28 protein-coding genes are annotated in these 26,389 nt (G+C 58.4%); 14 read left to right on the forward strand and 14 right to left on the reverse strand.

Annotated features, from left to right (window positions below; translation table 11 throughout):
• Positions 1–6: 6 nt before the first annotated feature.
• Complete coding sequence (locus tag AAC060_RS10400) at positions 7–1,107, reverse strand: ATP-dependent 6-phosphofructokinase (RefSeq protein ID WP_339825806.1); 1,101 nt, start codon at positions 1,105–1,107, stop codon at positions 7–9.
• A 114-nt stretch (positions 1,108–1,221) separates the two neighbouring features.
• Here AAC060_RS10400 and purB point away from each other — a divergent pair, with 114 nt between their 5' ends.
• The 8 genes from purB to AAC060_RS10440 all read left to right on the forward strand — a co-directional run bounded on the left by purB (position 1,222) and on the right by AAC060_RS10440 (position 8,831).
• Positions 1,222–2,529, forward strand: a complete 1,308-nt coding sequence (purB, locus tag AAC060_RS10405) for an adenylosuccinate lyase (protein WP_339825809.1) — start codon at positions 1,222–1,224, stop codon at positions 2,527–2,529.
• Positions 2,530–2,604: 75 nt separating this feature from the next.
• A complete protein-coding gene (locus AAC060_RS10410) occupies positions 2,605–2,955 on the forward strand; it encodes a LapA family protein (RefSeq protein ID WP_339825811.1) in 351 nt (116 codons plus the stop codon).
• A complete protein-coding gene (gene pyrF / locus AAC060_RS10415; RefSeq protein WP_339825814.1) occupies positions 2,952–3,626 on the forward strand; it encodes an orotidine-5'-phosphate decarboxylase in 675 nt (224 codons plus the stop codon). Before AAC060_RS10410 ends, pyrF begins: the two co-directional genes overlap by 4 nt.
• A gap of 135 nt (positions 3,627–3,761) precedes the next feature.
• Positions 3,762–4,406 (forward strand): phosphoribosylanthranilate isomerase, encoded by a 645-nt coding sequence (locus AAC060_RS10420; protein WP_339825815.1) that lies wholly within the window; start codon positions 3,762–3,764, stop codon positions 4,404–4,406.
• Positions 4,407–4,493: 87 nt separating this feature from the next.
• Positions 4,494–5,729: a tryptophan synthase subunit beta gene (gene trpB, locus AAC060_RS10425; RefSeq protein WP_339825816.1), complete on the forward strand. Its 1,236-nt coding sequence runs from the start codon at positions 4,494–4,496 to the stop codon at positions 5,727–5,729.
• A complete protein-coding gene (gene trpA / locus AAC060_RS10430; RefSeq protein WP_339825818.1) occupies positions 5,726–6,520 on the forward strand; it encodes a tryptophan synthase subunit alpha in 795 nt (264 codons plus the stop codon). The genes trpB and trpA overlap by 4 nt, the downstream gene beginning before the upstream one ends.
• 100 nt (positions 6,521–6,620) lie before the next feature.
• Positions 6,621–7,475: an acetyl-CoA carboxylase, carboxyltransferase subunit beta gene (gene accD, locus AAC060_RS10435; RefSeq protein WP_339825821.1), complete on the forward strand. Its 855-nt coding sequence runs from the start codon at positions 6,621–6,623 to the stop codon at positions 7,473–7,475.
• A 33-nt stretch (positions 7,476–7,508) separates the two neighbouring features.
• On the forward strand, positions 7,509–8,831 hold the full coding sequence (locus AAC060_RS10440) for a bifunctional folylpolyglutamate synthase/dihydrofolate synthase (protein ID WP_339825823.1): 1,323 nt from the start codon (positions 7,509–7,511) through the stop codon (positions 8,829–8,831).
• On the opposite strand, the gene AAC060_RS10445 is transcribed toward AAC060_RS10440, so the two are convergent.
• On the reverse strand, positions 8,828–10,162 hold the full coding sequence (locus AAC060_RS10445; protein WP_339825825.1) for an MFS transporter: 1,335 nt from the start codon (positions 10,160–10,162) through the stop codon (positions 8,828–8,830). The genes AAC060_RS10440 and AAC060_RS10445 overlap by 4 nt on opposite strands.
• A 73-nt stretch (positions 10,163–10,235) precedes the next feature.
• Positions 10,236–11,015 (reverse strand): DUF1223 domain-containing protein, encoded by a 780-nt coding sequence (locus tag AAC060_RS10450; protein ID WP_339825827.1) that lies wholly within the window; start codon positions 11,013–11,015, stop codon positions 10,236–10,238.
• A gap of 95 nt (positions 11,016–11,110) precedes the next feature.
• Here AAC060_RS10450 and AAC060_RS10455 point away from each other — a divergent pair, with 95 nt between their 5' ends.
• Positions 11,111–11,923: a pseudouridine synthase gene (locus AAC060_RS10455; protein WP_339825830.1), complete on the forward strand. Its 813-nt coding sequence runs from the start codon at positions 11,111–11,113 to the stop codon at positions 11,921–11,923.
• A gap of 138 nt (positions 11,924–12,061) precedes the next feature.
• Positions 12,062–12,604, forward strand: a complete 543-nt coding sequence (rsmD, locus tag AAC060_RS10460) for a 16S rRNA (guanine(966)-N(2))-methyltransferase RsmD (RefSeq protein ID WP_339825833.1) — start codon at positions 12,062–12,064, stop codon at positions 12,602–12,604.
• Here the strand turns inward: rsmD and AAC060_RS10465 are convergent.
• A complete protein-coding gene (locus tag AAC060_RS10465) occupies positions 12,601–12,726 on the reverse strand; it encodes a hypothetical protein (RefSeq protein ID WP_339825836.1) in 126 nt (41 codons plus the stop codon). The two genes, rsmD and AAC060_RS10465, sit on opposite strands and share 4 nt — an antisense overlap.
• Positions 12,727–12,866: 140 nt before the next feature.
• Positions 12,867–13,187, reverse strand: coding sequence for a hypothetical protein (locus AAC060_RS10470; protein WP_339825839.1), 321 nt, complete (start codon positions 13,185–13,187; stop codon positions 12,867–12,869).
• 98 nt (positions 13,188–13,285) lie between these two features.
• Between AAC060_RS10470 and AAC060_RS10475 the strand changes: the two genes are divergently transcribed.
• Complete coding sequence (locus AAC060_RS10475) at positions 13,286–15,604, forward strand: UvrD-helicase domain-containing protein (protein WP_339825842.1); 2,319 nt, start codon at positions 13,286–13,288, stop codon at positions 15,602–15,604.
• A 363-nt stretch (positions 15,605–15,967) separates the two neighbouring features.
• Here the strand turns inward: AAC060_RS10475 and AAC060_RS10480 are convergent, their stop codons facing one another.
• The 4 genes from AAC060_RS10480 to AAC060_RS10495 form a co-directional block, all read right to left on the reverse strand.
• Positions 15,968–16,210 carry a hypothetical protein gene (locus AAC060_RS10480; RefSeq protein WP_339825845.1) on the reverse strand — a complete coding sequence of 81 codons (243 nt, stop codon included), beginning with the start codon at positions 16,208–16,210 and terminating at the stop codon, positions 15,968–15,970.
• Between the two features lie 36 nt (positions 16,211–16,246).
• A complete protein-coding gene (locus tag AAC060_RS10485; RefSeq protein ID WP_339825848.1) occupies positions 16,247–16,387 on the reverse strand; it encodes a hypothetical protein in 141 nt (46 codons plus the stop codon).
• Between the two features lie 282 nt (positions 16,388–16,669).
• Entirely contained in the window at positions 16,670–17,359 is a 690-nt protein-coding gene (locus tag AAC060_RS10490) for a L,D-transpeptidase family protein (RefSeq protein ID WP_339825851.1), read from the reverse strand.
• 169 nt (positions 17,360–17,528) lie between these two features.
• On the reverse strand, positions 17,529–19,247 hold the full coding sequence (locus tag AAC060_RS10495; RefSeq protein ID WP_339826332.1) for a DUF885 domain-containing protein: 1,719 nt from the start codon (positions 19,245–19,247) through the stop codon (positions 17,529–17,531).
• Positions 19,248–19,421: 174 nt separating this feature from the next.
• On the opposite strand from AAC060_RS10495, the gene AAC060_RS10500 reads away from it, so the two are divergent.
• Genes AAC060_RS10500 through AAC060_RS10510 form a run of 3 tightly spaced genes read left to right on the forward strand, consistent with a single transcriptional unit; the run spans position 19,422 to position 22,376 of the window.
• Positions 19,422–20,702, forward strand: coding sequence for an MFS transporter (locus AAC060_RS10500; RefSeq protein WP_339825853.1), 1,281 nt, complete (start codon positions 19,422–19,424; stop codon positions 20,700–20,702).
• 16 nt (positions 20,703–20,718) lie between these two features.
• Positions 20,719–21,639, forward strand: coding sequence for a cysteine synthase A (gene cysK, locus AAC060_RS10505; RefSeq protein ID WP_339825855.1), 921 nt, complete (start codon positions 20,719–20,721; stop codon positions 21,637–21,639).
• Positions 21,636–22,376, forward strand: coding sequence for a dienelactone hydrolase family protein (locus tag AAC060_RS10510; RefSeq protein WP_339825858.1), 741 nt, complete (start codon positions 21,636–21,638; stop codon positions 22,374–22,376). Before cysK ends, AAC060_RS10510 begins: the two co-directional genes overlap by 4 nt.
• Positions 22,377–22,409: 33 nt before the next feature.
• On the opposite strand, the gene AAC060_RS10515 is transcribed toward AAC060_RS10510, so the two are convergent.
• The 5 genes from AAC060_RS10515 to hisI all read right to left on the reverse strand — a co-directional run bounded on the left by AAC060_RS10515 (position 22,410) and on the right by hisI (position 26,257).
• Positions 22,410–22,682, reverse strand: coding sequence for a hypothetical protein (locus tag AAC060_RS10515; RefSeq protein ID WP_339825860.1), 273 nt, complete (start codon positions 22,680–22,682; stop codon positions 22,410–22,412).
• 351 nt (positions 22,683–23,033) lie between these two features.
• Complete coding sequence (locus AAC060_RS10520; protein WP_339825863.1) at positions 23,034–24,836, reverse strand: acyl-CoA dehydrogenase C-terminal domain-containing protein; 1,803 nt, start codon at positions 24,834–24,836, stop codon at positions 23,034–23,036.
• A gap of 53 nt (positions 24,837–24,889) precedes the next feature.
• On the reverse strand, positions 24,890–25,327 hold the full coding sequence (locus tag AAC060_RS10525; RefSeq protein ID WP_339825866.1) for a MerR family DNA-binding transcriptional regulator: 438 nt from the start codon (positions 25,325–25,327) through the stop codon (positions 24,890–24,892).
• A 31-nt stretch (positions 25,328–25,358) separates the two neighbouring features.
• Positions 25,359–25,889, reverse strand: a complete 531-nt coding sequence (locus tag AAC060_RS10530) for a hypothetical protein (RefSeq protein WP_339825868.1) — start codon at positions 25,887–25,889, stop codon at positions 25,359–25,361.
• Positions 25,886–26,257, reverse strand: a complete 372-nt coding sequence (gene hisI / locus AAC060_RS10535; RefSeq protein WP_339825870.1) for a phosphoribosyl-AMP cyclohydrolase — start codon at positions 26,255–26,257, stop codon at positions 25,886–25,888. Before hisI ends, AAC060_RS10530 begins: the two co-directional genes overlap by 4 nt.
• Between the last annotated feature and the right edge of the window lie 132 nt (positions 26,258–26,389).

The following is a 26,389-nucleotide window of genomic DNA, read 5'->3' on the forward strand; positions in this document are numbered from 1 at the left end:
TCCCGTTCAATAAAGGAACATCGGCATGCCCTCGACCTGGATCAGATTGGCGCGATACAGATTGGCGTCATAAAGGCCGGAAACATTGACCCCCTTGCTGTCCTCCAGCAATGTGCCGATCGGTACCGTCCCGTAATTGCCGTCGGTGAGGCAGACCATATTGTCCATCCGGTCCTGCTCGATCAGCTGCACTGCCAAAGCGCCAAAGGCAAAGCCGACCATCCGGTCCATTGCGTCCGGTTCGCCTGCGCGCATCAGATAGGCAAGCTCCTGCACGATTGTCCGCTCGTCGCTGCGCGCTTCGATCTCGCGCGCCAGCTGGGTGCCGATGTTAAGGCCGGTACGGCTGGTGTTCGATTTGTTGATTTCGTCGGCAAAATCCGTCGAGCCCGAGAGCTTGGCCCCTTCGGACACCAGACAGATGGCATAGGATTCAGGATTGGCTTCCTTGTCAGCGAGCAGCAACGGCAGCAGCACATCCATATCGGCAGGCACTTCGGCGATCACCGTCCGGTCAGCCTGCGAAAGAAAGCCGGAGAGCAAGGCCGTTTCGCCGGATCGCCGGCCGAAGAGTTCGATTACCGCAATCCGCTCATGGCTGGCGGCCGTGGTCCGCAGCGAGTTGATCGCCTGCACCGAGCGGGTCACGGCGGTGGAAAAGCCGATACAATAGTCGGTGCCATGGACATCATTGTCCATCGTCTTGGGAATCGAAATGACGTTGCGGCCCAGACCGGACAGATAGGCCGAGAAGCGAAGCGTACCATCACCCCCCATGGTGATCAGGACATCGATCTTCAGCGCGTCAAGCACGTCGAGAACCTTCTGCGTCTGGTCGCCCTGGTCCGTAACCCGTGGATCGCAGCGGGAGCTGTGCAATATCGTGCCGCCCTGCCGGTCAATCCCGCGAACCCGGTCCCTGTCCAGCATCATCACGCTATTCTCGTTCGCCCATGGATCGGCAGGGTCAATCTCCAGCACCCCTTCCCAGCCCCGGCGCAAACCGACCACATCCCAGCCGCGCTGCCACGCCGAAGTTGCAATCGACTGGATGCACGGATTGAGGCCCGGAACATCGCCGCCGCCGGTGAGCACTGCCAGTCGCATTTTATTCTCCCTGTTTCCGCCGCTCCATTGCCGACTCATTTCGGAGGTGCTAGCGGGGCCGCAAATCGTGGCACCTCATTGCCGCAAAGCTGCCCTTTGTCCAAGGAACAAAAAATGATCCCGCGCTATTCCCGCCCCGAAATGGTTGCCCTCTGGGAACCCGAATCGAAATTCCAGATCTGGTTCGAAATCGAAGCCCATGCCACCGATGCCCTCGCGGAACTCGGTGTCGTACCAAAGGAAGCGGCTGCCGCAATCTGGGCCAAGGGCAAGTTTGACGTCGCGCGGATCGACGAGATTGAGCGCGAAGTGAAACATGACGTCATCGCCTTTCTGACCAATGTTGCGGAAAATGTCGGTGAAGAATCGCGCTTCATGCATCAGGGCATGACCTCGAGCGATGTCCTCGACACCTGCCTCGCGGTGCAACTCGCGCGCGCTTCCGACATATTGCTGGCAGATATCGACGCGTTGCTCGCAGCGATCAAGAAGCGCGCGTTCGAACATAAATTCACCCCGACCATCGGCCGTAGCCACGGCATCCACGGCGAGCCGGTGACCTTTGGTCTGAAACTCGCTCAAGCCTATGCCGAATTTGAACGGAACCGCGAACGGCTGGTCGCCGCGCGCAAGGAAATCGCTACCTGCGCCATTTCCGGCGCGGTGGGCACCTTCGCCAATATCGATCCCAAGGTCGAAGAGCATGTCGCCGAGAAGCTCGGCCTGACGGTGGAACCAATCTCCACACAGGTCATCCCGCGCGACCGTCATGCGCAGTTTTTCGCCACGCTCGGCGTTATTGCCTCGTCGGTCGAACGGCTCGCGGTTGAAATCCGCCATCTGCAGCGCACCGAAGTGCTCGAGGCCGAAGAATATTTCTCGCCGGGCCAAAAGGGTTCGAGCGCGATGCCGCACAAGCGCAACCCGATCCTGACCGAGAACCTCACCGGCCTCGCCCGCATGGTCCGCAGCTACGCCCTGCCCGCGATGGAAAATGTCGCGCTGTGGCACGAGCGCGATATTTCGCACAGTTCCGTCGAACGGATGATCGGACCGGATGCGACAATCACCCTCGATTTTTCGCTGGTGCGGCTGACTGGCGTGATCGACAAGCTGCTGATCTATCCTGAACGGATGCAGAAAAATCTCGACCGCATGGGCGGTCTTGTCCACTCGCAGCGAGTCTTGCTGGCGCTGACGCAAGCAGGCATCAGCCGCGAGGACAGCTACCGTATCGTCCAGCGCAATGCGATGAAGGTTTGGGAATCGGACGGGCAAGTCGCCTTGCTTGACCTGCTCAAGGCCGATCCCGATGTCTCTGCCAAATTGTCGGACGAAGAGCTGGAGGAACGGTTCAACCTCGATTATCACTTCAAGCATGTCGATACTATTTTTGACCGGGTATTCGGAGCGACAGCTTAGCATCCGGCCTATATCGTCTGGCCACCTGCCTTTTTTGGGGCTAGGATAGCCTCAGCACAGAGAAAAGGTTGAATCATGCAATTTATCAAAATCCTGTTCTGGGTTCTTCTGCTGGTGGCGACCTTCATTTTCTGGTGGACCAACGAGGCACGGTCTTCGCTGGATCTCGGCGCTGCGGTTGTCGAAGCGCGGGTCTCGACCTTTGTGGTCGGCGCCTTCCTGATTGGCTTCGTCCCCACATGGCTGCTGCTGAGGGGCTCCAAATGGAGACTCTCCCGCCGGATCAAGACGCTGGAAGACGCCGCAAGACCGGCGGTCGTGCCAACACCGCCTGCCAGCCGGACACCCGCTCCGGCAGCGGCAGCTAAAGCGGAACCCGCCCCGGCTGTGTCGTCGGTCAGCACCGACAAAGCGACAGGCCTATGACCAACCCCATTTTTGTTGCCCTCGACACGCCCGATCTCGACCAGGCGATAGCGATTGCACAATCGGTAAAAGGACATGTCGGAGGGCTGAAACTCGGGCTGGAGTTTTTCTGTGCCCATGGCCATCATGGCGTGCACGAAATCCAGAAGTTCGATCTGCCGATTTTTCTCGATCTGAAATTGCACGACATTCCCAATACGGTCGCCAAGGCGATGCAGGCGATCAACATGCTGGAGCCTGCCATCGTGACGATCCACGCTTCCGGCGGACGGGCGATGATGGAAGATGCCAAGGCCGCGGCAAACGAACATACCAAGGTTGTTGGGGTCACATTGCTGACCTCTCTCGACGAGAATGATATGGGCAGGATCGGCTATACGGGTACACCACATGATCAGGTCGAAAGACTGGCTGGCCTTGCTCGCGAAGCGGGACTGGATGGCATCGTCTGTTCCGGCAATGAAGTGGCTGCGGCGCACAAAATCTGGAAAGACGGATTTTTCGTCGTCCCCGGCCTGCGTCCGAAAGGCGGCGCGATGGGCGACCAGAAACGCGCGGTGACGCCGAGCCAAGCCAGAGACAATGGTGCCAGCATATTGGTGATTGGACGGCCGATTACCGGAGCGGACAATCCCGGAGAGGCGGCGCGGGCGATTGAAGCGACGCTTTAAGGCAACGCTTCCCTAGATCGGCAGAATTGTCATCCTGAACTCGTTTCAGGACCTCCCACGCCAATGCGCAATCTGAAGGGGTCCTGAAACAAGTTCAGGATGACGAACATGGATTGCCTCGCTAATAGCCTCTCCATGAAAACCCAAATCAAAATCTGTGGCCTCTCCACCGAAGCCGCCATCGATGCGGCAATCAGTAATGGCGCCGACTATATAGGTCTGGTCCATTTCGCAAAAAGCCCGCGCCATGTGTCGCTCGAACGCGCAGCCGAGCTCCGCCAATATGCGGGCAACCGGATCAAGACGGTGCTGTTGCTGGTCAACGCCGACCCGAAAGCCACCGGCCAGGCAATCAGCGTGGTCAAACCCGACGTCATCCAGTTCCACGGCAGCGAAACGCCGGACTGGCTGAAACTGGTCGCGGACAATAGCGGCCTGGAAATCTGGAAAGCCCTCGGCGTGAAGGACAAGCCGACGTTGGCGAAATCCAGCCGCTATATTGGCGCTGCCGACCGGTTGCTGTTCGACGCTCCGGCCAAGGCTTTGCCCGGCGGCACCGGCACCTCCTTTGACTGGTCCCTGCTCGCCGGTCATGATCACCAGATCGACTGGGGTCTCGCCGGCGGGCTTGATCCCGACAATGTCATCACCGCGCTCAATGCCACCCACGCCCCCTTGGTCGACGTGTCCTCGGGCGTCGAATCCGCGCCCGGCGTCAAACAAGTGGACAGAATCGCCGCCTTTTGCCAAGCGGTTCGGGAATATGATGAAGCCGAATAGCATCCGTTCGTGTCGAGCGTAGTCGAGACACAGGCCGATCACTGATGCATCTCGACTTCGCTCGATGCGAACGGAAATTTCGAACCCATGAACGACACACCTCCCAACAGCTTCCGCAACATGCCGGATGACCGCGGCCATTTTGGCGAATTTGGCGGACGCTATGTTGCCGAAACGCTGATGCCGCTGATCCTTGATCTCGAAAAACATTATCGCGAGGCGCAGGCCGATCCGGCGTTCGAGGAGCAGTTTAACGACTTGCTGCAAAATTATGTCGGCCGCCCTTCGCCACTCTATTATGCCGAAAGCCTGACCGAGGAAGTCCGCAAGGATGCTCCGGAAGGCAAAGGCGCGCAAATCTGGTTCAAGCGCGACGAACTCAACCATACCGGCGCGCACAAGATCAACAATTGCGTCGGCCAGATATTGCTCGCCATGCGCATGGGCAAGACGCGGATCATCGCCGAAACCGGCGCCGGTCAGCATGGCGTGGCGACGGCAACGGTTTGCGCCCGCTTTGGCCTGCCCTGCACGATTTTCATGGGCGCGACCGATGTCGCGCGACAGAAACCCAATCTGTTCCGGATGAAATTGCTCGGCGCGGAAGTGGTTCCAGTGACCAGCGGCGCGGCTACGCTGAAAGATGCGATGAACGAAGCGCTGCGCGACTGGGTCGCCAATGTCCACGACACATTCTACATCATCGGCACCGCCGCCGGTCCCCATCCCTATCCCGAGCTCGTCCGCGATTTCCAGAGCGTGATCGGCAAGGAAGCCCGCGCCCAGATGCTCGATCGCGTCGGACGCTTGCCGGATATGCTGGTAGCGGCGATTGGCGGCGGCTCCAATGCGATCGGCCTGTTCCACCCGTTTCTCGACGATCCGGACGTCAAGATGCTCGGCATCGAAGCGGCGGGCCATGGTCTCGACAAGCAACATGCCGCAAGCCTCGCCGGCGGCGGCCCCGGCATCCTCCATGGCAACAAGACCTATTTGCTGCAGGACGAGGATGGCCAGATCACCGAAGCCCATTCGATCAGCGCCGGCCTCGACTATCCCGGCATCGGTCCGGAGCACAGCTGGCTCAAGGAATCCGGCCGCGTCGACTATGACAGCGCCACCGATGTAGAAGCCCTCGACGCCTTCCAGCTTCTATGCCGCACCGAAGGCATTATTCCGGCGCTCGAACCCAGCCACGCGATTGCGGCGGTGGTGCGCGAAGCGGTGAAAATGGATCGCGACAAGATCATCCTCGCGAACCTGTGCGGGCGCGGCGACAAGGATATTTTCACCGTCGCCGAGGCTTTGGGCACGGAGATATGACCCGCCTTTCCCGATCCTTCCCGTCCGACCGCGCAGCGCTAGTCACCTTCGTCACCGCTGGCGACCCGACCCCTGCCGATACCGGCGCCATCCTTGACGCCCTCGTCGAAGGCGGGGCCGATGTTATTGAACTCGGCATGCCGTTCACCGATCCGATGGCCGACGGCCCCTCGATCCAGGCGGCGGATATCCGCAGTCTGGCCGCCGGCACCAGGACCGCCGATATCTTCAAAATGGCGAAGGAATTTCGCCAGCGTCATCCGGATACGCCACTGGTGCTGATGGGCTATGCCAATCCGATGACGATCAGGGGCTCCGAGTGGTTCGCCGATGCTTGTGTTGACGCCGGTGTCGATGCCGTGATCTGCGTCGATATTCCGGTCGAGGAAGACGAAAGTCTCGGCGACGCGCTGCGCGCCAAGGATGTCGCGGTTATCCGTCTTGCCACGCCGACCACCGATGCCGTGCGCCTGCCCACCATATTGAACAACGCCAGCGGCTTTCTCTATTATGTTTCGGTCGCCGGCATCACCGGCCAGCAGCAGGCGGCACAGGCCAGCATCGAAGAAGCGGTCGCCCGGTTGAAAGCCGGTACCGATCTGCCGGTTGCGGTCGGCTTTGGTGTGCGCACACCCGAACAGGCTGCCGAGATCGCCCGCGTCGCCGATGGCGTGGTAGTCGGCTCCGCGATCGTCGAGATTGTCGCCGAACATGGCAAAGGCGCAGCCCCTCATGTCAGGGACTATGTTAAGTCGCTTTCCGATGCTATCAGGGTGGCTCGAAAGACTTGAATTTGAAAAACCGGTCGCATCGAGCGAAGTCGAGATGCCTGTGTGCAGAAAATCTCTCGGCCATGTTCGAGACGAACGAAATAAACGATAAGGGTAAATCATGTCCTGGCTAAGCAATGTCCGCAACAAGATCGCGTCGATCACCAAGCGTGAAACGCCCGAAAATCTCTGGCACAAATGCAAGAAATGCGAAGCGATGGTGTTCCTCAAGGAATATGAGGATAACATGCATATCTGCCCGAAATGCGAGCATCACGGCCGCATCGGACCGATGACCCGCTTCGCCCAGATCATGGACGAGAATAGCTGGAAAATGATTCCCTGGGCGCCGGTTCAGGAAGACCCGCTCAAATTCAAAGACCAGAAGAAATATGTCGACCGGCTGAAAGACGCGCGAACCAAGACCGGCGAGCAGGACGCGCTGATCAACGTCAAGGGCACGATCAAGAGCATTCCCTGCGTCGTCGGTGTCCAGGATTTTGCCTTCATGGGCGGCTCGATGGGGCTGGCCGTGGGTCAGGCCTTTGTCGACGGTGCCATGCGCGCACTGAAGGACCAATGCCCCTATATCATCTTCACCGCCGCCGGTGGCGCGCGGATGCAGGAGGGTATATTGTCGCTAATGCAAATGCCCAAGACCACGGTCGCGATTTCGATGCTGCGGGAAGCAGGCATTCCCTATATTGTTGTCCTGACCGATCCAACGACCGGTGGCGTCACCGCCAGCTATGCGATGCTCGGCGACGTGCATATTTCAGAGCCCGGCGCCATGATCGGCTTTGCCGGCCAGCGGGTGATCGAGAATACCATCCGCGAAAAACTGCCCGAGGGTTTCCAGACCGCGGAATATCTGCTCGAGCACGGCATGATCGACATGGTTGTGCATCGCAAGGAATTGCGTGAACAACTGGCCCAGATCCTAGGCTATCTGATGGCATGGAAAGAGGCGGCTTGAGAAAGCCCCACCCCTGAAAGGGGACGGGAGATAATGGCAGACGGCGCAAAGTCGGATCATCCGGCAGTCCAGATACAGCTCGACCGGCTCGAAATGCTCTCGCCCGGGCGCGATGTGCTGGGACTGGAGAGAATCCACGAGGTCCTTGTCCGGCTCGGCAACCCGCAGGATGGGCTGCCCCCCATCTTTCACGTCGCCGGCACCAATGGCAAAGGCTCGACCTGCGCTTTCCTGCGCGCTGCGATCGAAGCGGAGGGGCTGAAAGCCCATGTCTATACCAGCCCGCATCTGGTCCGGTTCAACGAACGGATCCGGCTGGCGGGCAAGCTGATCGAGGATGAATATCTCGCCACCCTGCTCGCCCGGGTTCTCGATATCAGCGAGGATATCAACCCTAGCTTCTTTGAAGCAACGACGGCAGCCGCCTTCCTCGCCTTCGCCGAAACACCGGCCGATGCCTGTATATTGGAAGTCGGCCTTGGCGGACGGCTCGACGCGACCAATGTGATCTCCAGCCCGGTCGCCACCGGAATAGCGGCGCTCGGCATCGATCACGAAGGTTTTCTGCTTTCTCCCGAAGAGGGCACGCCGGATGATCCGATGGTTCGTATCGCCTGGGAGAAAGCCGGCATCGCCAAGAAAAACGCGCCGTTGCTCACGCAAAAATATGCTGACGACATGCTGCACGTGATCGCAGACCATGCTGCAAATATCGGTGCGCAGCATTTCCCGCGCGGCGATGAATGGGGTGCAGCCATTTACGAAGGCCAGCTCCACTACAAGGACCACAAGGGGAAGCTCAACCTGCCCCTGCCCGCTCTCGTCGGCGCGCATCAGGCCGACAATGCCGCGCTCGCCATCGCGATGCTGCGCCATCAGGACAAGATCGCCATTTCCGACGCCGCGCTCAAGGCCGCCATGGGCTGGGCGCAATGGCCGGGCCGGATGCATTTTCTGATCGCCGGACCAGTGACCCATTTGCTGCCCTCCGACGCAGAAGTCTGGCTCGACGGCGGCCATAATGTCAGCGCCGGACTGGCGCTGGCCAAATATTTTGCCGATTATGAAGCAGGATCAATCGATCTGGTAATCGGAATGCTGTCAAACAAGGATGCCGCCGCGATCATCACGCCGCTGCACGAGAAGCTGGCCAGCGTAACGGTGATCCCCGTACCCGGCCATGAATCGCACGCTCTCGGCGATTATCCGGACGCCGACGCCCCGATGACGGAGGCAAGCGGCATCAAGAGCGCGCTAGAGTCTCTATCGCTTGGCGCGGGCAAGACCGTATTGATCGCAGGATCGCTCTATCTGGTGGGCGACGTTCTGAAAGCGAACGAACAAGTACCGGATTAATCCGGCGTTTCATCCGCATGCACCGAGCCAGCCGTACCCAGCGACCGGTCGACCAGACCATAGCGGATCATCAGCCAGAACATGATAACCCCCGGCAAGGCCGCCACGGTGGTCAGCAGATAGAAGTTCACATAGCCCATGCCCTCGATCAGTGAACCGGCGGTCGTTCCCGTCAGGAAGCGACCCAATATGCTGGCCGCCGCTGATAGCAGCGCGAACTGGGTTCCGGTAAACTGCAGATTGCATAGCGCCGACAGATAAGCGACAACCGCGACACCGCCGACACCGCTGGCGAAATTTTCGAAACCGATTGCTCCCGCCATACCCCAGTTACTGTGGCCTGCAGCGGCAAGCGCGGCAAAGGACAGATTGCTGACCGCCATCAGGATCAGACTCAGCATGACCGCCTTTTTCATGCCGAGGCGCGAATAGACCATGCCGCCGACGAAAATGCCTATCAGAAAGGCAAAGAAGCCCAGACTGACGTCGTAAAAAGCAATCTCGTCATTGGTGAAGCCAAGATCTTCGAACAACAGCCGGAAGGTCAGATTGGCCAGAGTGTCGCCGATCTTGTGAACCAGAATGAACAGCAGGACGAGCAGGGCACCGGAGCGATTGAAAAATTCGACCAGCGGGCTGACATAGGCTTTCGCCGCTTCCAGTGGTCCCTTCAGCGCCATCGGTTCCTGGCGGCGGCTCGGTTCGCGCATGATCAGGCCGACGATGACGGCGAATAAAGCGAACAGCGAACAGACATAATAAGCGATCGACCAGTTGGTCCGCGCCGCTACCACCAGCGCTACCGCGCCGGCTGTTGCGGCACCGATGCGCCAGCCATATTGCGACATGCCGGAACCGACACCCAGCTGCTCGGGTTCGAGCAATTCGATGCGGTAAGCGTCGATCACGACGTCGAATGTAGCGCCCGCTACACCAACCATGATCGCGGCGACCGCGACAGCGGCTATATCCTTGGAGGGATCGAGCGAGCCGAGATAGATAATCGCTGCCATGGCCAGCGCCGCAGTGACGATCAGCCAGGACAGCCTTTGCCCGACCCGGCCGATGATCGGCAATTTGACAACGTCGATGATCGGCGCCCAGAGCCATTTGAAATTATAGGCGAGAAAGGTCAGCGCAAAGGCGGTGACGGTCGATTTTTCAATCCCCGCCTGCGCCAAACGGGTGGTCAAAGTCGCCGCGATCATAGTGAGCGGCAGGGCGGAGGAAACACCCAGAAAAAGCGCTGCCAAAGGGGCCGCTTCGCTATAGGGTCGAACTCCGGCGGGAAGCCGTCCGCGCCAACCCGATACTGCTGCTTGCTCACTCACGCCAAATTCTCCCTCGAACAGGAGGAATCTTTAGCGCCTATTCACCTGAATGCCAGCTTGATTTTATCGTGTCTCAGATATCGAGCAGCTTTGCCGCGACAATCGGCCCCGCTCCCGGACGCTGAACGACAATCGCATATTTGTCCGCACCGTTTGTCCGGAATTTCTCCGGTGACACGGCAAGGCTCATTGTCTTGCCGCGCCAGCTGCCGAGATTGCGTTCGGCCTTGACGACATTGACATAATGCATGGTCCGTCCGCCATTTTCGCCGCGCCCGACGCGCACGGTCTCCGAGGAGCTGAGCGCGATCAGTGAAACGCCGGCGAGATAGTCGGACTTGCCGCTGATCCTGACGATCATCTCTCCGCTGGCACCGGCCGCAACCGTAATAGAGGGACCGGACCGGTCGGCCCGCCGGACCAGCGAGCGTATATCATTTTCGCGGGAACCCACTGCGCCACCGCCGCCGTTGACCACCATTTGCGGGGTATAGACCCCTGATCCTTCATTGCGCTTGGCGGCATAAGCGCGCTGCAGCGCGGTATTACTCTCTTTCGCCAGCGTATCTTTCCAGCCAAGCCGGTCCCAGTAGGTCACCGGTCGGGTGATCACCAGCAGGGAGTCGTCTTTTGCCAGCCGTCTGGCCAGCAAATCTGCGGGGGGACAGGACGAGCATCCCTGACTGGTGAAAAGCTCGATGACCACCGGATTGGAGCTTCCGGCAGCATCGGCGCGACTTGCGACTTTTGTCACCGGAACCGTGCTGGCGGCAGAGGTCGGTGCCAGTTGCGCGGCGATAAAACCGGCAAAAGCCGATCCGCCAATCAACGCACATATAACAATCTTTCTCATTTCCAACTCCGAACGGGTGACAATAGGCATTCGCAGTCACGACACCATAGGTTACAGATTGCAGCCGAGGCATTTTTCCGCCATGCGTCTCGACCATGACCGAAGAAAAACCAGCCAAGATATATCGCGCAAAACCGACCCCCGGAGCAAAGCCCGCAGGGACGCCAGCAGCGCCGTCGACCGAAGTTCGCGAAGGGCAGCGCATTGCCAAGCTTCTCGCCCGCGCCGGCGTCGCATCGCGGCGCGAAATCGAGCGTATGATTGATGATGGGCGGATTGCCCTGAACGGCAATATAGTCGAGCATCCCTCTCTGCTGCTCAAGAATCTGACCGGCATTACCGTCGATGGCAATACAGTGGCGGAACCGTCGCCCGCAAAACTCTACCGCTTCCACAAGCCCAATGGCTATCTGACCGCAGAGCGCGATTTTTCCGGCAAGAAGACTATCTATGAGGTCTTGCCTGCGGACATGGAACGGGTGATGCCAATCGGCCGCCTCGACATGAACACCGAAGGCCTGCTGCTGATGACCACCGACGGCGAGTTCAAGCGCGAGATGGAATTGCCGAAAAACGGTATCGAACGCTCTTACCGCGCCCGGACGTTCGGCGATATCAGCCAGAACCAGCTTGAGGAACTCTATCGCGGGATCACCATCGAAGGCATGCATTACGGCCCGATTACCGCCAATCTTGAGCGGCGCACCGGACGCAACCAGTGGATCGAAATGACTCTGACCGAAGGCAAGAACCGCGAAGTACGCCGGGTCCTGGAACATTTCGGCCTGGAAGTGTCGCGCCTGATCCGGACCCGCTACGGCCCTTTCGTGCTCGGCGATCTGGACAAGGGCGAGATCGAGGTCGTGCGGCAGCATGATCTGGTCCAGTTCCGCAAATCGCTGAAATGAGGATAGACTTGCTCTTAACCCTTGGTAGCGAACGCTCGTCGGTTGCTGACGCGCTCTTGTCCGTCCGTGTCGAGCCTGCCGAATCACTGCTGAGCGACCAGTCCGCTCCTTCGACAATCTCGGGACGAATGGAATAAAATGCGTATAATTGCTGGAAAATGGCGGGGCAGAAATATCGTTGCGCCGAAGGGCGAGATAACCCGCCCGACCGCCGATCGCACGCGCGAACGGCTGTTTTCCATGCTGACCAGCCGCCTCGGCGATTTCGAAGATCTGCAAATTCTCGACCTGTTTTCCGGATCCGGCGCGCTCGGCCTCGAAGCCCTTTCGCGCGGAGCTGCGCATTGCACCTTCGTCGAACAGGACCGCGATGCGATCAGGGCACTGGAAAAGAATATTGATACACTCAGCGCCGACGCCGATGTCCGGATCGGGTCGGTTTTGCATCTCGGCCAGGCCAGAAAGCCTTATGATCTGATATTGATGGATCCGCCTTATGAATCAGGCGCTGGCGCGGTGGCACTGGACAAGCTCGGCCGCCACGGCTGGTTCGCGCCGTCAAGCTGGATCGCGATTGAAACCAGCCGGAACGAGGATGTTGTCGTAAAGGGATATAGTCTGGATACTGTGCGTAACAGTAGCAAGGCGCGGATTCATCTCCTGCGCCCGGAAGGCATTTAGCCGCCCATCAACGCGGTCATGGATGCTGTTTCGACATGGCCTTGCTGCGCGACGCTGTAAAAGCTCGTAGCGGCCATCAACAGGGTAGCGACAATTGCGCTTGCGGTCAGTCTCTTGCTCATTTCATACTCCGTGGGGGATGCTTTGACGTCCATTAGTTAACAAATGGTGCGTTGCAACATATTTATCAACCTGTCCTTTGGTTCAGGGGTATGAATAGAGGCGGGGCCGCTTCATCAGCGCCCCCGCCGGATGCAATATTTTATTGGTCGATGGGAGAATCACCATCAGTGGCTGGCAGTTCGTCGGTTGCAGGACTCTTGTCACTGGCGGGCTTTCCGGGCCAGTAATCCAGCGCCCGATTGCCCCAGTTCAGGCCGGCCTCGCGCGGGTTGATGCAACTGTCCAGCACATCATTTGTGCAGACAGCGACCTCTTTTCCGTCAACCGTCACGGTTTTGCCGTCCTTTGCGGCCACGGGTTTCGTGGCCGGTGCGGCGTCTTCAGGCTGATTTGCATTGGCCGCGTTGCCGATCATCAATCCGGTTGCCGCAATAGCGGTCCATATCAATCGCTTGCTCATTTCAATCTCCTTCATTCTCGGTGGATCCGGTTATGTTACAATGATCCGGATCGGGAAAAGTTCCCGAACAGGCCCTAATCCACTTGCCGCCGTCGCCGATGTTCCCTAACTGTTCACGCGTGTCCGAACCTGTCAAACATCCGCAAGAATCCGATCCGCCTTATGTGAAAGGATTGAACGCGCCGCAGCGCGAAGCCGTTCTCACGACCGAAGGCCCCGTCCTGGTGCTCGCTGGCGCAGGTACCGGCAAGACCGCTGCCCTCACCCGCCGGCTGGCCCATATCGTCTTCTCGCGCAAAGCCTGGCCGAGCGAGATTCTAGCGGTGACCTTCACCAACAAGGCCGCCCGCGAGATGAAGGAACGGATCGGCGCGATCGTCGGCGAGAGTTTCGAGGGCATGCCGTGGCTTGGCACCTTCCACAGCATCGGCGCAAAAATGCTGCGCCGTCATGCCGAACTGGTCGGCCTGCAGAGCAATTTCACCATTCTCGATACCGATGACCAGCTACGACTGCTCAAGCAGCTGATCCGCGCGGCAGAGATTGACGAGAAACGCTGGCCGCCGCGGATGCTCGCCGGTCTGATCGACCAGTGGAAAAACCGGGGGCTGAACCCGCAGGATCTCGATGCCAGTGAAAATGAACGTTACGCCAATGGTCGCGGGCAGGAATTTTATGCCGCCTATCAGGCCCGGCTCAAGATCCTCAACGCCTGCGATTTTGGCGATCTTCTGCTCCATATTCTCAATCTGCTGAAGACCAACCGCGAGATTTTGAAGCTTTATCAGGAACGGTTCAAATATATTCTCGTCGACGAATATCAGGACACCAACAGCTCGCAATATCTCTGGCTGCGGCTGCTCGCCCAGAGCCACCAGAATATCTGTTGCGTCGGCGATGATGACCAGTCGATCTATAGCTGGCGCGGCGCGGAAGTGGCCAACATCCTGCGTTTCGAGAAGGATTTCCCAGAAGCCAAGGTGGTCAAGCTGGAGCAGAATTACCGTTCCACCCCCCATATTCTGGCGGCCGCGTCCGGGCTGATCAACCACAACTCGGGCCGCCTCGGCAAGACCCTGTGGACCGAGGAAACCGAAGGCGACAAGGTGCAGGTCATCGGCGTCTGGGATGGCCCCGAGGAAGCCCGGCGCACAGGTGATGAGATCGAAGCGCTGCAGCAGATCAAGCAGGCGTCGCTGAATGATGTCGCAATCCTTGTCCGTGCCCAGTTCCAGACCCGCGAGTTCGAGGACCGTTTCATCTCGATCGGCATGCCCTACAAGATTGTCGGCGGCTTCCGCTTTTACGAGCGCCAGGAAATCCGCGACGCCCTCGCCTATCTGCGAGTGATCGCCCAGCCCGCCGACGATCTCGCTTTCGAGCGGATCGTGAATATGCCCAAGCGCGGCCTTGGGGATAAAACTGTGGAAAAGGTACACCGCCTCGCCCGCGCCCAGGGCATATCGATGCCCGCCGCTGCGCTCAGCATTTGCGATACCGACGAACTGCCGCCCCGTGCGCGCAGCACTTTACTCGAGCTGATGCGCAATTTCGGGCGCTGGCGCGAACTGGCCGGCGTCACCGATCACGCCGAGCTGACCCGGATCGTTCTAGACGAATGCGGCTATACCGCGATGTTGCAGGCCGACCGCTCGACCGAAGCCGCCGGCCGGCTGGAAAACCTGACCGAACTCGCCCGCGCGATGGAAGAATATGAAACGCTCGGCGAATTTCTCGAACATGTTTCGCTGGTCATGGACAATGACGCGCGCGACGACGAGGCCAAGGTCACCATATTGACCATGCACGGCGCCAAGGGCCTGGAATATGAATATGTCTTTTGCGCCGGCTGGGAAGAAGGCGTGTTCCCGTCGCAGCGCAGCCTCGACGAAGGCGGCAATGCCAGCCTCGAGGAAGAACGTCGTCTCGCCTATGTCGCGATCACCCGCGCCCGCAAGAAATGCACGATCTTCCACGCTGCCAACCGGCGGATCTACGGCCAGTGGAACAGCGCGATCCCGTCGCGGTTCATCGGCGAACTGCCCGAAGAGCATATCGAACAGGAAAGCAGCATGAGCGGCGGCGAAAGCCTGTGGCGCGCCAACTGGAGCGAGAATAGCGACCCCTTCTCCCATCTCGCGGCGGCCAACGCCACCAGAGCCGGCAAACGCGGTCCCGGCTGGCAACGCGCGGCATCCTCCAATTTCGACAAAAACCCCCGCATCATAAAAGAAGCCCGCCGCAGCGCCGTATCGCTAGGCAACAAGGGTCGCGACGACGTCAAGGTCGGCATGCGCGTCTTCCACACCAAATTCGGCTATGGCGAAGTGAAGGTGAAGGAAGGCAACAAGCTGGAGATCGCGTTCGAGAAGAGCGGTGACAAAAGGGTGCTGGATTCGTTTGTGGAGGTGGCTTGAGGGCTAGCGTTCGCGCTGATCGCTCGACTAATCCGTTCGTCCTGAGCTTGTCGAGCCGAAGGCCAGCGCAGCTAACGACCATTGCTGGCAATAAACCGCGGTTCGACAGGCGCAACAAGAACGGTTCTGCTCTCACCCCCTCCTTTTCAAAGGAGGGGTCAGGGGTGGTTTATGAGGAAATTGGTTCGATGCCAATTTCCGAATTTTGCGAAGGTAGAAAAACGGCAGCTGGCAGCCTGAATCCGGCCTCAATACCCCCCGCGCTTTTTCTTGTTTTTCTTCCGCACAACGAAAACAACCGTCCCGATGCCGCCAACCAGCAGCGCGATCAAAGCATAAGCTATTATCAGTCGAAGCTCCATATCAGGCCTCGTCCTCCAGCGCGTCGGCTTCTGTTTCCTCGGCGAATTCGCGGGCGATTTCCGCGTCTACCTTGTCGCGCGGGCTCAGGTGACCGGCTTCGCGTTTTTCGGCCTGGATCGCTTCGAGACCCCACGCCTTTGCCGCGGCCGCCGCGACTATGCGGCGGCTTTCCAACGGATCATTGGCGGCGAGATCAAGCTGCCGCGCTTCTTGTTCGCGGCATGTTGATGCTTTTACGCGCATGACTGGATTCCTCTTTTTCGCGCCCCGATGTTCATTCTAGGACCCGCGATTGTTTTTCATATTTTCAAGGCCCGCTACAACGCCTGCCTTGGCCGAAGGGTTGGACGCATTGGTCTTTTTCTTCTCGGCTTTGGGTTTGCGGACTTCGCGATTGGATTTCTTCTGTGATTTGGCCATGATATTTCCTTCCGGGGTGATGTTCGGTCGGCAGCTGGCCGGTCATCTCAAGGAGGCGACCAACCGGATCGACTGTCGGCGAACAAACTCAAACGATAATAATGCGAATGATGGCCTGCCTCAGGAAAGCCGATCAGAATCATTTCTGAGCGTGAAGAGACAATGCCCGTCAAGACTGCAATCCTGCAATCACGAAGGCTTGTTCTTTATATAGGAAGGGATGACGGCTATTGTAAGGCCAATGCGATGTTAAACGCGATCATTGCGAGACATGCACCGGTCTCACAAAATGGCGTCGCCGACACCCATCATCTTGCCGTTGGTCACGATCACACGGTCGCCAAGCTTGGCTTGTTCGAACAACAGCCGCGCAAATTCGTGCGGTACGCCGACACAGCCGCGCGTGCCCCAGCCCCATTTGACGTCGGAGGCATGGATCGCGACGCCGTCTTTGGTCAGCCTCAGCATATAAGGCATTGGCGAACCGTAGATGTTCGAGACATGATCCTTGCTCTTCTGGGTGATCGGAAAGACACCGGTCGGGGTCGGCTTTTCGGAATCGCCAAAGGTAATCACCGCCGCGCCTATTTCATAGCCGGCGCGGAAGACGGAAATGCTCTCGGCCTTGAGATCGACGGTCACGACCAGTTCGCCTTCCGGCACGCCTTCGTCATCCCATTTATAATAGCCATGGACGAAAGGTTCGTCGATCTGGAGGATGCGTTTGACCACGAACTTGTCGTTCAGGGGTAGTTTGTCGGCAATTTCGATCCGATCCGCCGCAATCGGCTCGGTCGCGGATATATTCGGCTCGACCGGTCCGGAAGCTGCATCTTCGACAACTGGCGTCGATGGCACGGAAGAGGAACCGGCATCGGCGCGGGTCAGGCCCATCACCAGCATGGCGACAATCGCTAGTGCTGCCAGCAGCAGAATTGATGCGCTCACCCGATATGCAATTTTCTCGACCATCGCCAATGCTCCATTTGTTAAGGAAGCATTTACCATGGATTCGCGAGGAAAAATCCCTGATTTTCGGGCCGTCCCGCTGCGGCACGGCGGCCGCGGGAATGTTAAAGACCAGCGTTAACGGGCAACGAGTGGCGACCGCGCTGGCAGGTGCCCTTCGTTGCCATTGTCGCTAGAAAACCGCTTTTGCCTCGGCTTCCTTCATCATCGCCTTGCGCACCATCGGAATCGGCGGACCGCCATAGCTGAGGAACTCGTCGTGGAAAGCCTTCCATTTGCTGCGATCGCCGCCAGTCCAGTCTTCGCGCAGCTTGCGGATCATCAGCTTGCCCATCGTGTAATTGAGATAGGCCGGATCATAAGTGCCGCGCGCCGCCTGCTGGGTCGCGTTGCCGAGATCCTGATAGCATTGGGTCTGGAACATCTTGAGGCTCTGTTCCACCGTCATCCCCCGCGCGTGCAGGCCGATGGCCGACAGATAGCGGCAGTTGCGCAGCAGCGCGTTGGACAATTGCCCGATTTTGGTTTCCGGATCGCCATCGTGCAGCCCCGCTTCGACCATCATCTCTTCGGTATAATGCGCCCAGCCCTCGGCAAAGGCATAGCCGACGAACAATTTTCCGAAGATCGATTTAGCGCGATTGGCGTGGAGGAAATTCAGGAAATGGCCCGGCCATACTTCGTGGATCGAGGTGCCGAGCAGGTCCATCTTACCGGGAATATAGGCAGCGCGAGTGGCCTCGTCCCAGGACGGGTCCGGCGGCGAGATATAATAGACGCTCGGCAGGCCTTTTTCATAAGGCCCAGGAATGTCGATATAGGCGCTATTCTGACGGTTATAGGGCGGCGATTCCTCGACCTGCGCGACTTCGGTGCCGGGAATGCTCACAAGATCTTTCTCGATCAGAAATTCGCGCAAGGGCGGCAATTGGTCGCGGGCTTCCTGCACCGGACCGTTTTCCGGCTTGTTCGCGGCCATTTTCGCGAAACAGTCGACGATGCTCGCGCCCGGCGCAAAGGCAGCGCAAGCCTTGGCCAGAGCCGCCTGATTGCGCTTGAGATCGGCCTGGCCGATGGCTTCGAGCTCGTCGAGCGAGATGTTGACGCCCTCGGTCTTGCTCACCATCGCTGCGAATTTCTCTGCTCCCAGCGCAAAGCCGTCTTTGGTCGCGGGAACCGAACCGATATGACCGGCCAGATCCTTCATCGCCGCCGCAGCCGCAGCCGCAGCAACGTCAAATTCGCGCTGCAGTTCGGGGTCCTTAACTTCGGCAAAAGCCGCCTTCGCGTCACCGGTAAAATAGTCGGCGAAACCACCAAAGCCGGCCTGACCGAATTTGAGATAGGTTTCAGGCAGCGGCAGTTTCAGATTGTCCTTGATCTGAGCAGCAGCAGCCGGAACGGCATTGGCATATTTGATAAATGCCTTCATCCGCGTTGCAGCGTCGGCATAGGGCCGGGCGATATAGACATTGGGATCCAGCGCTCCGACATAATAAGCAGGGTTTTTATGCGGCCAGTCGGCTGTCTCCAGCCAGAAAAGTTCACCCTCCATCACGCTGACCAGATAGTCCCGTTCGAATTTTTCCGCGTCGCTCAGATCCTTGGCATCAATCGCTTGCGCGTCGACAATCGCCTTTTTGCGGATGTCGACGGCCTTTTTGAGGCCTTCGGCGCTCCAGTCGGGAAGCTGGCCGTCAAACTCATGTTTGCCCTGATAGACGGCAAAGGTCGGGTTGACGGGGAAATAGCCCTCGAGAAAGCCTGAAAGATAGCTACCCCAGGCCGTGTCCTGATCAATCTCCATGGCCGCGACCGGCTCGTCCTCGATTTTCTTGCATCCGGTTACAGTCAAGGCGGCCAGCGATACCGCCAGCAACAGATTGCGCATCTTCATTTTCATCTCCCCGGGGAATATTTCATTCGATCATTTCCGTGACCGTTGATTGGCATAGTCGCCGGTCGCTTGGCCAGCCTTATTCGACGAACTGCGGTGCTCCCAAATCTTTCTGTTCGGGGCACGAATTGATTGCAGCAAGTTACGGGAAACGCTAGCAGTCACACTGTGATCAGCACCGCACCCCATCCCTTTACCATAGCCAATTATCGCTACCTTTGGTTCTCGAGACTGGCGGCAATGTTTGCGCTTTATGCGATGATGCTGATCCTTGGCTGGCAAGCTTATAATCTGGCCCGCGAAGACATGGGGGTCAGCGCCTCGGCCGGCATATTGGGCCTGCTCGGATTGCTCCAGTTCGTGCCTTTGTTCATCCTGACACCGCTGGTCGGATGGGTTGCCGACCATATGGATCGCCGCTGGATCGCACGCATCGTGCTGGCGGCACAGGCGTTGATTGCGCTCGCCTTGGGCCTGCTGACCGCGACCGGCAGTATCACGCTCTGGACCATTTATATTATAGCCGTACTGCTGGGTGTCTGCCGGGCATTTCTCGGGCCGGCGATCACCTCGCTGGCGCCCAATCTCGTCCCGAAAGCCTCGATTCCGCGCGCTATCGCGCTCTCGACCATCGCCTGGCAGGTTGGTGTCATTGCCGGTCCGGGTATGGCGGGGCCACTTTACAAGGTCGACGCAGCCCTGCCCTATTTTGTCTGCGCCGGACTTTATGCGCTGGCGACACTGGCGATGTTCCTGATCGGACCGGTACCGCGCGCCGCAGCAGACAAAACCAAAAGCCCGCTGCAACAGGTCGGCGACGGCTTGGCCTATGTCTGGACCAACAAGCTGGTGCTCGGCGCGATCACACTCGATCTGCTGGTCATGTTCCTCGCCGGTGCAACCGCGATGATCCCGGTCTTTGCCAAGGACATATTGCACGCCGGTGAAATCGGCCTGTCACTGCTCGCCGCTTCCCCGGCCGTCGGCGCGGTGATTGTCGCGCTTATTTTCTCCTTTGCTCCGCTCAGCAAGAATGTCGGCAATAGCATGCTCGGCGCGATGGCCGTGTTCGGACTGGGCACGATCGGCTTTGGTCTCAGCACCAATCTATATCTCTCGATGGCCTGTCTCGGAATTTGTGGCGCTGCCGACATGTTCGGCGTCTATGTCCGCAGCTCGCTGATCCAGTTGCACACGCCGGACGCCAAGCGCGGACGGGTCGGTGCGGTCAGCCAGATGACGATCAGCGCATCCAACGAACTCGGCGATGCCCTGTCCGGTGGCCTTGCGGTTCTGGTCGGACCAATTGCCGCCATTGTCGCCGGCGGAGCCGGTGCTATAGTGGTGACCGGACTCTGGTCGCGCCTGTTCCCGCAATTGGGTGCTGCCAAAACATTTGACCCGCCGGATGAACTGCAAACGGAACCGGTTGCAAGAATGACAAAATAACCAGGAGTGCAGGGTAATGATTGCTAACAATATTCTCGAAACCATCGGAAATACGCCGCATATCAAGATGCAGCGCCTGTTCGGTGACGCCAATGTCTGGATCAAATCGGAACGCTCGAACCCGGGCGGATCGATCAAGGACCGGATTGGCCTTGCGATGATCGAAGACGCCGAAAAATCCGGTGCGCTAAAGCCCGGCGGCACCATTATAGAACCGACATCCGGCAATACCGGCGTCGGACTGGCGATGGTCGCCGCGGTCAAGGGCTATACGCTCATTCTCGTCATGCCCGAGTCGATGTCGCTCGAACGGCGCCGCCTGATGCTCGCTTATGGCGCCAGCTTTGACCTGAGCCCCAAAGAAAAAGGTATGAAGGGCGCGATCGAGCGGGCGCAAGAGCTCGTCGACCAGACACCCGGATCATGGATGCCGCAGCAATTTGAAAATCCTGCCAATTTTGAAGTGCACAAGCGCACCACGGCAATCGAAATCCTCAATGATTTCAAAGATGATCCGCTCGACGCGATCATCACAGGAGTCGGCACCGGCGGCCATATCACCGGCGTCGCGGAAGTTCTGAAAGAACATTGGAGCCATTTGAAAGTCTATGCCGTCGAACCGACAAACTCGCCGGTGATCAGCGGCGGTCAGCCCGGCCCTCACCCGATTCAGGGCATTGGCGCCGGCTTCATCCCCGGCAATCTGCACACGAAAAGCATCGACGGCGCGATCCAGGTCGATCCCGGTGATGCCAAGGCAATGGCACTGCGAGCCGCCAAGGAAGAAGGCATGCTCGTCGGCATATCATCCGGCGCGACTCTCGCCGCAATTGCCCAGAAGCTGCCCGAGCTGGGCAAAGGTGCGAAAGTCCTCGGTTTCAATTATGATACCGGCGAACGCTATCTATCCGTCCCAGAGTTTTTGCCCGAAGAATGAGTTCGATAGAGGTCCAGCAGTTCACCTACCGGCATGGTGATGTAGATTTGGTCGGCTATATGGCGCAACCCAGCCGCTATCCGCGCGCGGGTATTCTGATCGTGCCAACCATCGCCGGACCGAGCAAACAGATGCTAGGCCACGCCCGGTGGCTTGCCTCTTTGGGCTATAGCGCGATGGTCTGTGACCTTTATGGAAAAGGCCATGTCGAGAATATGCGCGAAGCGCGGGTGCTGGCGGACGAATTGCGCGCAGACGCAGAATATTATCGGGAACGGTTCCGCTGCGCGCTTGAAGAATTGCGGACACGATCGAGGCTGAGCAATAGCCGGATCGGCGCGATCGGCTATTGTATGGGCGGTGAAATCGTACTCGAAATGGCGCGCTCCGGTGAAGATATCGCTCTGGCCGTCAGCTTCCATGGCCTGCTGGCGACACCGCTACCGGCCAAGCGCGGGACCATAAAATCGCGGATACTGGTCTTCCATGGCCGGGCCGATCCACTGGTTCCTCCCAAGCAAATGCGCGCCTTTCTCGAAGAGATGGATATCGCCGGCGCCGATTGTCATGTGCACATCTATTCCGGCGTTCTCCACGGATTCACCGATATCAACAGCGCATCGGGGGCTATGGAGGCGGTCCAATATAATGCATCAGCCGACCGGCAAAGCAAGGCCGCGATGCTCAGCATGTTTGACGAGGTATTTGAAAATAAGAAAACACCGGACCAGCAATAGGCCCGGTGTTTCTCAGTTTATCGAATAGCTGACCTAGTCCGGCTTGCCATCACCGTCATTGTCGAGCGCGTCGGGTTGGCCGTCACCATCGGTATCCCAGGCATCCGGCTGACCGTCGCCGCTGCGGTCCCAGGCGTCCATGACTCCATCACCATCGGCATCGATGGTCGGGGCCGGAATTTCAGACGGCACTTCGTCCGAAACTTCAGGCTGTGCTGCATTGGCGGCAACAGATAGACCCAATCCGACGGTCATCAGATAGGGTGTCATACGGCGGAGGCCATTGAGGGCTATTTTGGAATGCATTGCATATACTCCTTATGCAGATCATTCCCCTGTCACAGCTGTTGTGAGGCAGCCCCGCACCCGGGTCCAGCCAGCATCGACCATATGGGCCGAATTGCAGCTAAGTCGTTGATTTTAGCTATCTATCTTCAAATAAGCACGATCTGTCGCACTCGATAGCCACTGGAATTGCAACGGGACGTCGACCACAGCCTGTCGCATAACGATCACATTCCGCGATATGTTCCGGCGAACGGATCCAGGACATTCGCCGGTCACCCTTCGTAAAGGATGCCCGGCGAAGCTCTGGTATTTGGAGAACAACCCGTCGGCAGACGGAGCAGAATGAAGCCGCCTGACTGATCGGATCGCCTAGGCGACCGCGAACATTTCGGGGTCGAGCGCCATGATCGAATCAGCGCCGCCCTCGATCTTGCGGCGAAGCGATCCGGTGTCCGGCAGGAAACGCTCGGCAAAATATTGCGCGGTGACCAGCTTGGCTTCGTAATATTTCGGATTATCCGTACCCGCCTCGAGCGTGGCCTGGGCCGCCTTGCTCATCCGCAACCACATCAGTCCGAGCGACACTATGCCCATGATATGCATATAATGATAAGCACCGGCACCGGCGTTGTTCGGGTTGGTCATCCCGTTCTGCATGAACCACATCGTCGCTTTCTGCAGTTCGCCATTGGCTTTTTCCAGAGCTTCGGCAAATTTGGACAGTTTTTCGTGGCCCTTTGCTTCGGCAATCTCGTCGGCAACAACCTTGAAAAAGGCCTGAACCGCACGGCCACCATTCTGGCCGAGCTTGCGACCGACCAGATCCATCGCCTGGATACCGTTGGTGCCTTCATAGATCATTGCAATCCGCGCATCGCGCACGAACTGTTCCATGCCCCATTCGCGAATATAGCCGTGGCCGCCGTAAACCTGCTGCGATTCTGTGGCGATCTGATAGCCCATATAGGTGCCATAGCCTTTGACGACCGGTGTAAGCAGGCTGACCAGATCATTGGCCAGCTGCCGCTCTTCTTCGGTCTCGGCCTTGTCAGCCAGATCAACCTGCAATGCGCCCCAGAGCACCAGTGCGCGCATCGACTCAGTGAACGCCTTGCCGTCCATCAACATCCGCCGCACGTCGGGATGCACGAATAACGTGTCCGCTTTTTCTTCGGGATCCTGTGCTCCCGTCAATGCCCTGCCCTGACGCCGGTCACCGGCGTAGACAACCGCATTTTGATAAGCGATTTCGCCCTGCGCCAGCCCCTGCAGACCAACGCCGAGACGCGCCGCGTTCATCATGATGAACATCGCGCGCAGGCCTTTATTCTCTTCGCCAACCATATAGCCGGTGGCGCCGTCATAGTTCATCACACAGGTCGCATTGCCGTGGATGCCCATTTTTTCCTCGATCGAACCACAGCTCACGCCATTGCGCTCGCCCAGCGTGCCATCTTCGTTGACCAGAAATTTCGGAACGATGAAAAGCGAAATGCCTTTGGAACTGTCGGGAGCGCCCGGTGTCTTGGCCAATACGAGGTGGATGATATTTTCAGCCATGTCGTGCTCGCCGGCAGAGATGAAAATCTTCTGTCCGGTAATTGCATAGCTTCCGCCCGGCATCGGTTCCGCCTTGGTGCGGATAAGACCCAGATCGGTACCGCAATGCGCTTCGGTCAGGTTCATGGTTCCGGTCCATTTGCCGGAGATCATCTGGGTGGCGTAGGTCTGCTTTTGCTCTTCGCTGCCTTCGGTGAGGATCGAAGCAATCGCGCCCTGGGTCAGGCCGGTATACATTTCCAGCGCCTGATTGGCCGAGACCATGAACTCCATGACCGCATTGCCGACCACGCGCGGCAGTCCCTGCCCGCCAAATTCTTCGGGCGACGACAAGGTTGTCCAGCCGCCGTCGGTCAGTTGCTGATAGGCTTCCTTGAAACCCTTTGGCGTCGTGACCGAACCATCTTCGTGACGTGTGCAGCCTTCTTCATCGCCGGACTGGTTGAGCGGATGCAGAACCTCGGTGGAAAATTTCCCGGCCTCGGTCAGGATCGCGTCGACCATTTCCGGCGTCGCATTTTCAAAACCGGGGAGATTCAAATAATTCTCGAGATGAAGAACTTCGTTGAGGATGAACCGGACTTCGCCGATCGGTGCGGTATAACTGGGCATGATATATTCTTTCTGCTCAAATGGGTGTGCCGGACATTACCGGCGTCTATCCTCTATTGATGCTGCGCTTTTACGTCTGTCATGGCGCCCTGCACAGTCTTGATAAAGCTGGTCAGTTCCTTGATCGAGCTGTCGATGTCGGCGCGCTGTTTCTTCAGCGTATCCACCTTTTCCTGACATTTCTCGATGGTAACCTGCTTTTGTGTCTTCCGGCCGTCGCCAAGATCATAGAGGTCGATCATATCGCGGATTTCGGTCAGGCTGAATCCGACATTCTTCGCCCGCATGATCCAGGCAAGGCGCGCCCGGTCGCGTTTATTATATACGCGCGACAGGCCCTTGCGATTCGGGGCGATCAGCCCTTCGTCCTCGTAGAATCGTAACGCACGTGCGGTGACGCCAAATTCTGTCGACAGGTCGGATATCGTATAGGCTTCCCGGTTTTGCAGATCGGGCGTATCAATTTCGGCGTGGTTTGGCGATTGTGACATGCAGGCCTTATAGGTTACGCTAACGTAAACGTCAATCCTCGGCACCCGGACAGAGATTTTCAAAATCACTGCCACGAGTGGAACGGGCAACCGCATCGCCCTCGCCGACCAGATAAAAACTGACTCCGTTAAAGCCGGCGCGCGGGCTGCAATAGCTCGCACAAGCCTTTGGCATCGCACCGGGCAATTTCAGTTCAACGCCATCGAAACGAGCGGTAAAGCTGCACTTTTCTCCACTATTGAGGGTTATGCGGATATTTTCTCCATCGCGTTCCGCCTCGCCCATGCCTTCGCACTTGGTGGCCGGCCCGAACATCGCGATCATCCCGACCTGATAGCCGTTCTCATCATTGCCAACCGCGCAAAAACGGTCGGTCCCCAGATCGCTTCGCCGTTCAAAGGCACCGGAAAGTGTGACGTTGCGGACATCGGGTATGACGCCCGCATCGATCGCGGCCTGTTCCAGCGCAGGCAGTTCGGCGTCCGGCTTTTCAGGACTCGATTGCCCCTGGCCACAGCCCGCCAGAACCAGAACCAATATCAGGGGAAGACAGCGACTCAAACGACCGGCTCCAGCTTGCCGTCGACGATTTTCCGGTAAAAGCAGCTTCTCTGACCCGTATGGCAGGCGGGACCCGCCGGCACAGCCTTGATCCAGAGCGCATCCTGATCACAATCTATCCGCATCTCGGTCACCGATAATATATTGCCCGATGTTTCGCCCTTCTTCCAAAGGCGCTGGCGGCTGCGGGAAAAGAAATGCGCGATGCCACTTTCCTGGGTCAGCTGCAGCGCCTCGGCGTTCATATGGGCCAGCATCAGCAGTTCTCCGGATGAATCATCACTGACAACAGCCGTGATCAAGCCGTTCGAATCATATTTCGGCTGGAGCGCATTTCCGGTCTCTCGATCATGTTCACTTTTTGTCATGGCAGTGGATTAAGGCGCGATCCGTTCCCGTGCAACGGCTAATGGCGCGATAGGCGGAGCCCCTTTCTGCCCAATCGAGCAATATTATGATTTTATGACATTGGGGGCAGACAAAGCAGCCTTTCGTACCTA

Origin of the sequence: uncultured Parasphingorhabdus sp., from assembly GCF_963975555.1 — a bacterium.
Classification (GTDB): Bacteria; Pseudomonadota; Alphaproteobacteria; order Sphingomonadales; family Sphingomonadaceae; genus Parasphingorhabdus.

What these genes read in the sequence shown, in the direction of transcription:
- AAC060_RS10465 (WP_339825836.1), bottom strand. Translation starts at nt 12,726, where the DNA reads ATGAGCAAGAGACTGACCGCAAGCGCAATTGTCGCTACCCTGTTGATG.
- AAC060_RS10520 (WP_339825863.1), bottom strand. Translation starts at nt 24,836, where the DNA reads ATGCCCAGTTATACCGCACCGATCGGCGAAGTCCGGTTCATCCTCAAC.
- AAC060_RS10410 (WP_339825811.1), top strand. Translation starts at nt 2,605, where the DNA reads ATGCAATTTATCAAAATCCTGTTCTGGGTTCTTCTGCTGGTGGCGACC.
- AAC060_RS10515 (WP_339825860.1), bottom strand. Translation starts at nt 22,682, where the DNA reads ATGCATTCCAAAATAGCCCTCAATGGCCTCCGCCGTATGACACCCTAT.
- trpB (WP_339825816.1), top strand. Translation starts at nt 4,494, where the DNA reads ATGAACGACACACCTCCCAACAGCTTCCGCAACATGCCGGATGACCGC.
- hisI (WP_339825870.1), bottom strand. Translation starts at nt 26,257, where the DNA reads ATGACAAAAAGTGAACATGATCGAGAGACCGGAAATGCGCTCCAGCCG.
- AAC060_RS10440 (WP_339825823.1), top strand. Translation starts at nt 7,509, where the DNA reads ATGGCAGACGGCGCAAAGTCGGATCATCCGGCAGTCCAGATACAGCTC.
- AAC060_RS10450 (WP_339825827.1), bottom strand. Translation starts at nt 11,015, where the DNA reads ATGAGAAAGATTGTTATATGTGCGTTGATTGGCGGATCGGCTTTTGCC.
- AAC060_RS10475 (WP_339825842.1), top strand. Translation starts at nt 13,286, where the DNA reads ATGTTCCCTAACTGTTCACGCGTGTCCGAACCTGTCAAACATCCGCAA.
- AAC060_RS10510 (WP_339825858.1), top strand. Translation starts at nt 21,636, where the DNA reads ATGAGTTCGATAGAGGTCCAGCAGTTCACCTACCGGCATGGTGATGTA.
- AAC060_RS10420 (WP_339825815.1), top strand. Translation starts at nt 3,762, where the DNA reads ATGAAAACCCAAATCAAAATCTGTGGCCTCTCCACCGAAGCCGCCATC.
- AAC060_RS10480 (WP_339825845.1), bottom strand. Translation starts at nt 16,210, where the DNA reads ATGCGCGTAAAAGCATCAACATGCCGCGAACAAGAAGCGCGGCAGCTT.
- AAC060_RS10525 (WP_339825866.1), bottom strand. Translation starts at nt 25,327, where the DNA reads ATGTCACAATCGCCAAACCACGCCGAAATTGATACGCCCGATCTGCAA.
- purB (WP_339825809.1), top strand. Translation starts at nt 1,222, where the DNA reads ATGATCCCGCGCTATTCCCGCCCCGAAATGGTTGCCCTCTGGGAACCC.
- accD (WP_339825821.1), top strand. Translation starts at nt 6,621, where the DNA reads ATGTCCTGGCTAAGCAATGTCCGCAACAAGATCGCGTCGATCACCAAG.
- rsmD (WP_339825833.1), top strand. Translation starts at nt 12,062, where the DNA reads ATGCGTATAATTGCTGGAAAATGGCGGGGCAGAAATATCGTTGCGCCG.
- AAC060_RS10400 (WP_339825806.1), bottom strand. Translation starts at nt 1,107, where the DNA reads ATGCGACTGGCAGTGCTCACCGGCGGCGGCGATGTTCCGGGCCTCAAT.
- pyrF (WP_339825814.1), top strand. Translation starts at nt 2,952, where the DNA reads ATGACCAACCCCATTTTTGTTGCCCTCGACACGCCCGATCTCGACCAG.
- trpA (WP_339825818.1), top strand. Translation starts at nt 5,726, where the DNA reads ATGACCCGCCTTTCCCGATCCTTCCCGTCCGACCGCGCAGCGCTAGTC.
- AAC060_RS10495 (WP_339826332.1), bottom strand. Translation starts at nt 19,247, where the DNA reads ATGCGCAATCTGTTGCTGGCGGTATCGCTGGCCGCCTTGACTGTAACC.
- AAC060_RS10470 (WP_339825839.1), bottom strand. Translation starts at nt 13,187, where the DNA reads ATGAGCAAGCGATTGATATGGACCGCTATTGCGGCAACCGGATTGATG.
- AAC060_RS10490 (WP_339825851.1), bottom strand. Translation starts at nt 17,359, where the DNA reads ATGGTCGAGAAAATTGCATATCGGGTGAGCGCATCAATTCTGCTGCTG.
- AAC060_RS10485 (WP_339825848.1), bottom strand. Translation starts at nt 16,387, where the DNA reads ATGGCCAAATCACAGAAGAAATCCAATCGCGAAGTCCGCAAACCCAAA.
- cysK (WP_339825855.1), top strand. Translation starts at nt 20,719, where the DNA reads ATGATTGCTAACAATATTCTCGAAACCATCGGAAATACGCCGCATATC.
- AAC060_RS10455 (WP_339825830.1), top strand. Translation starts at nt 11,111, where the DNA reads ATGACCGAAGAAAAACCAGCCAAGATATATCGCGCAAAACCGACCCCC.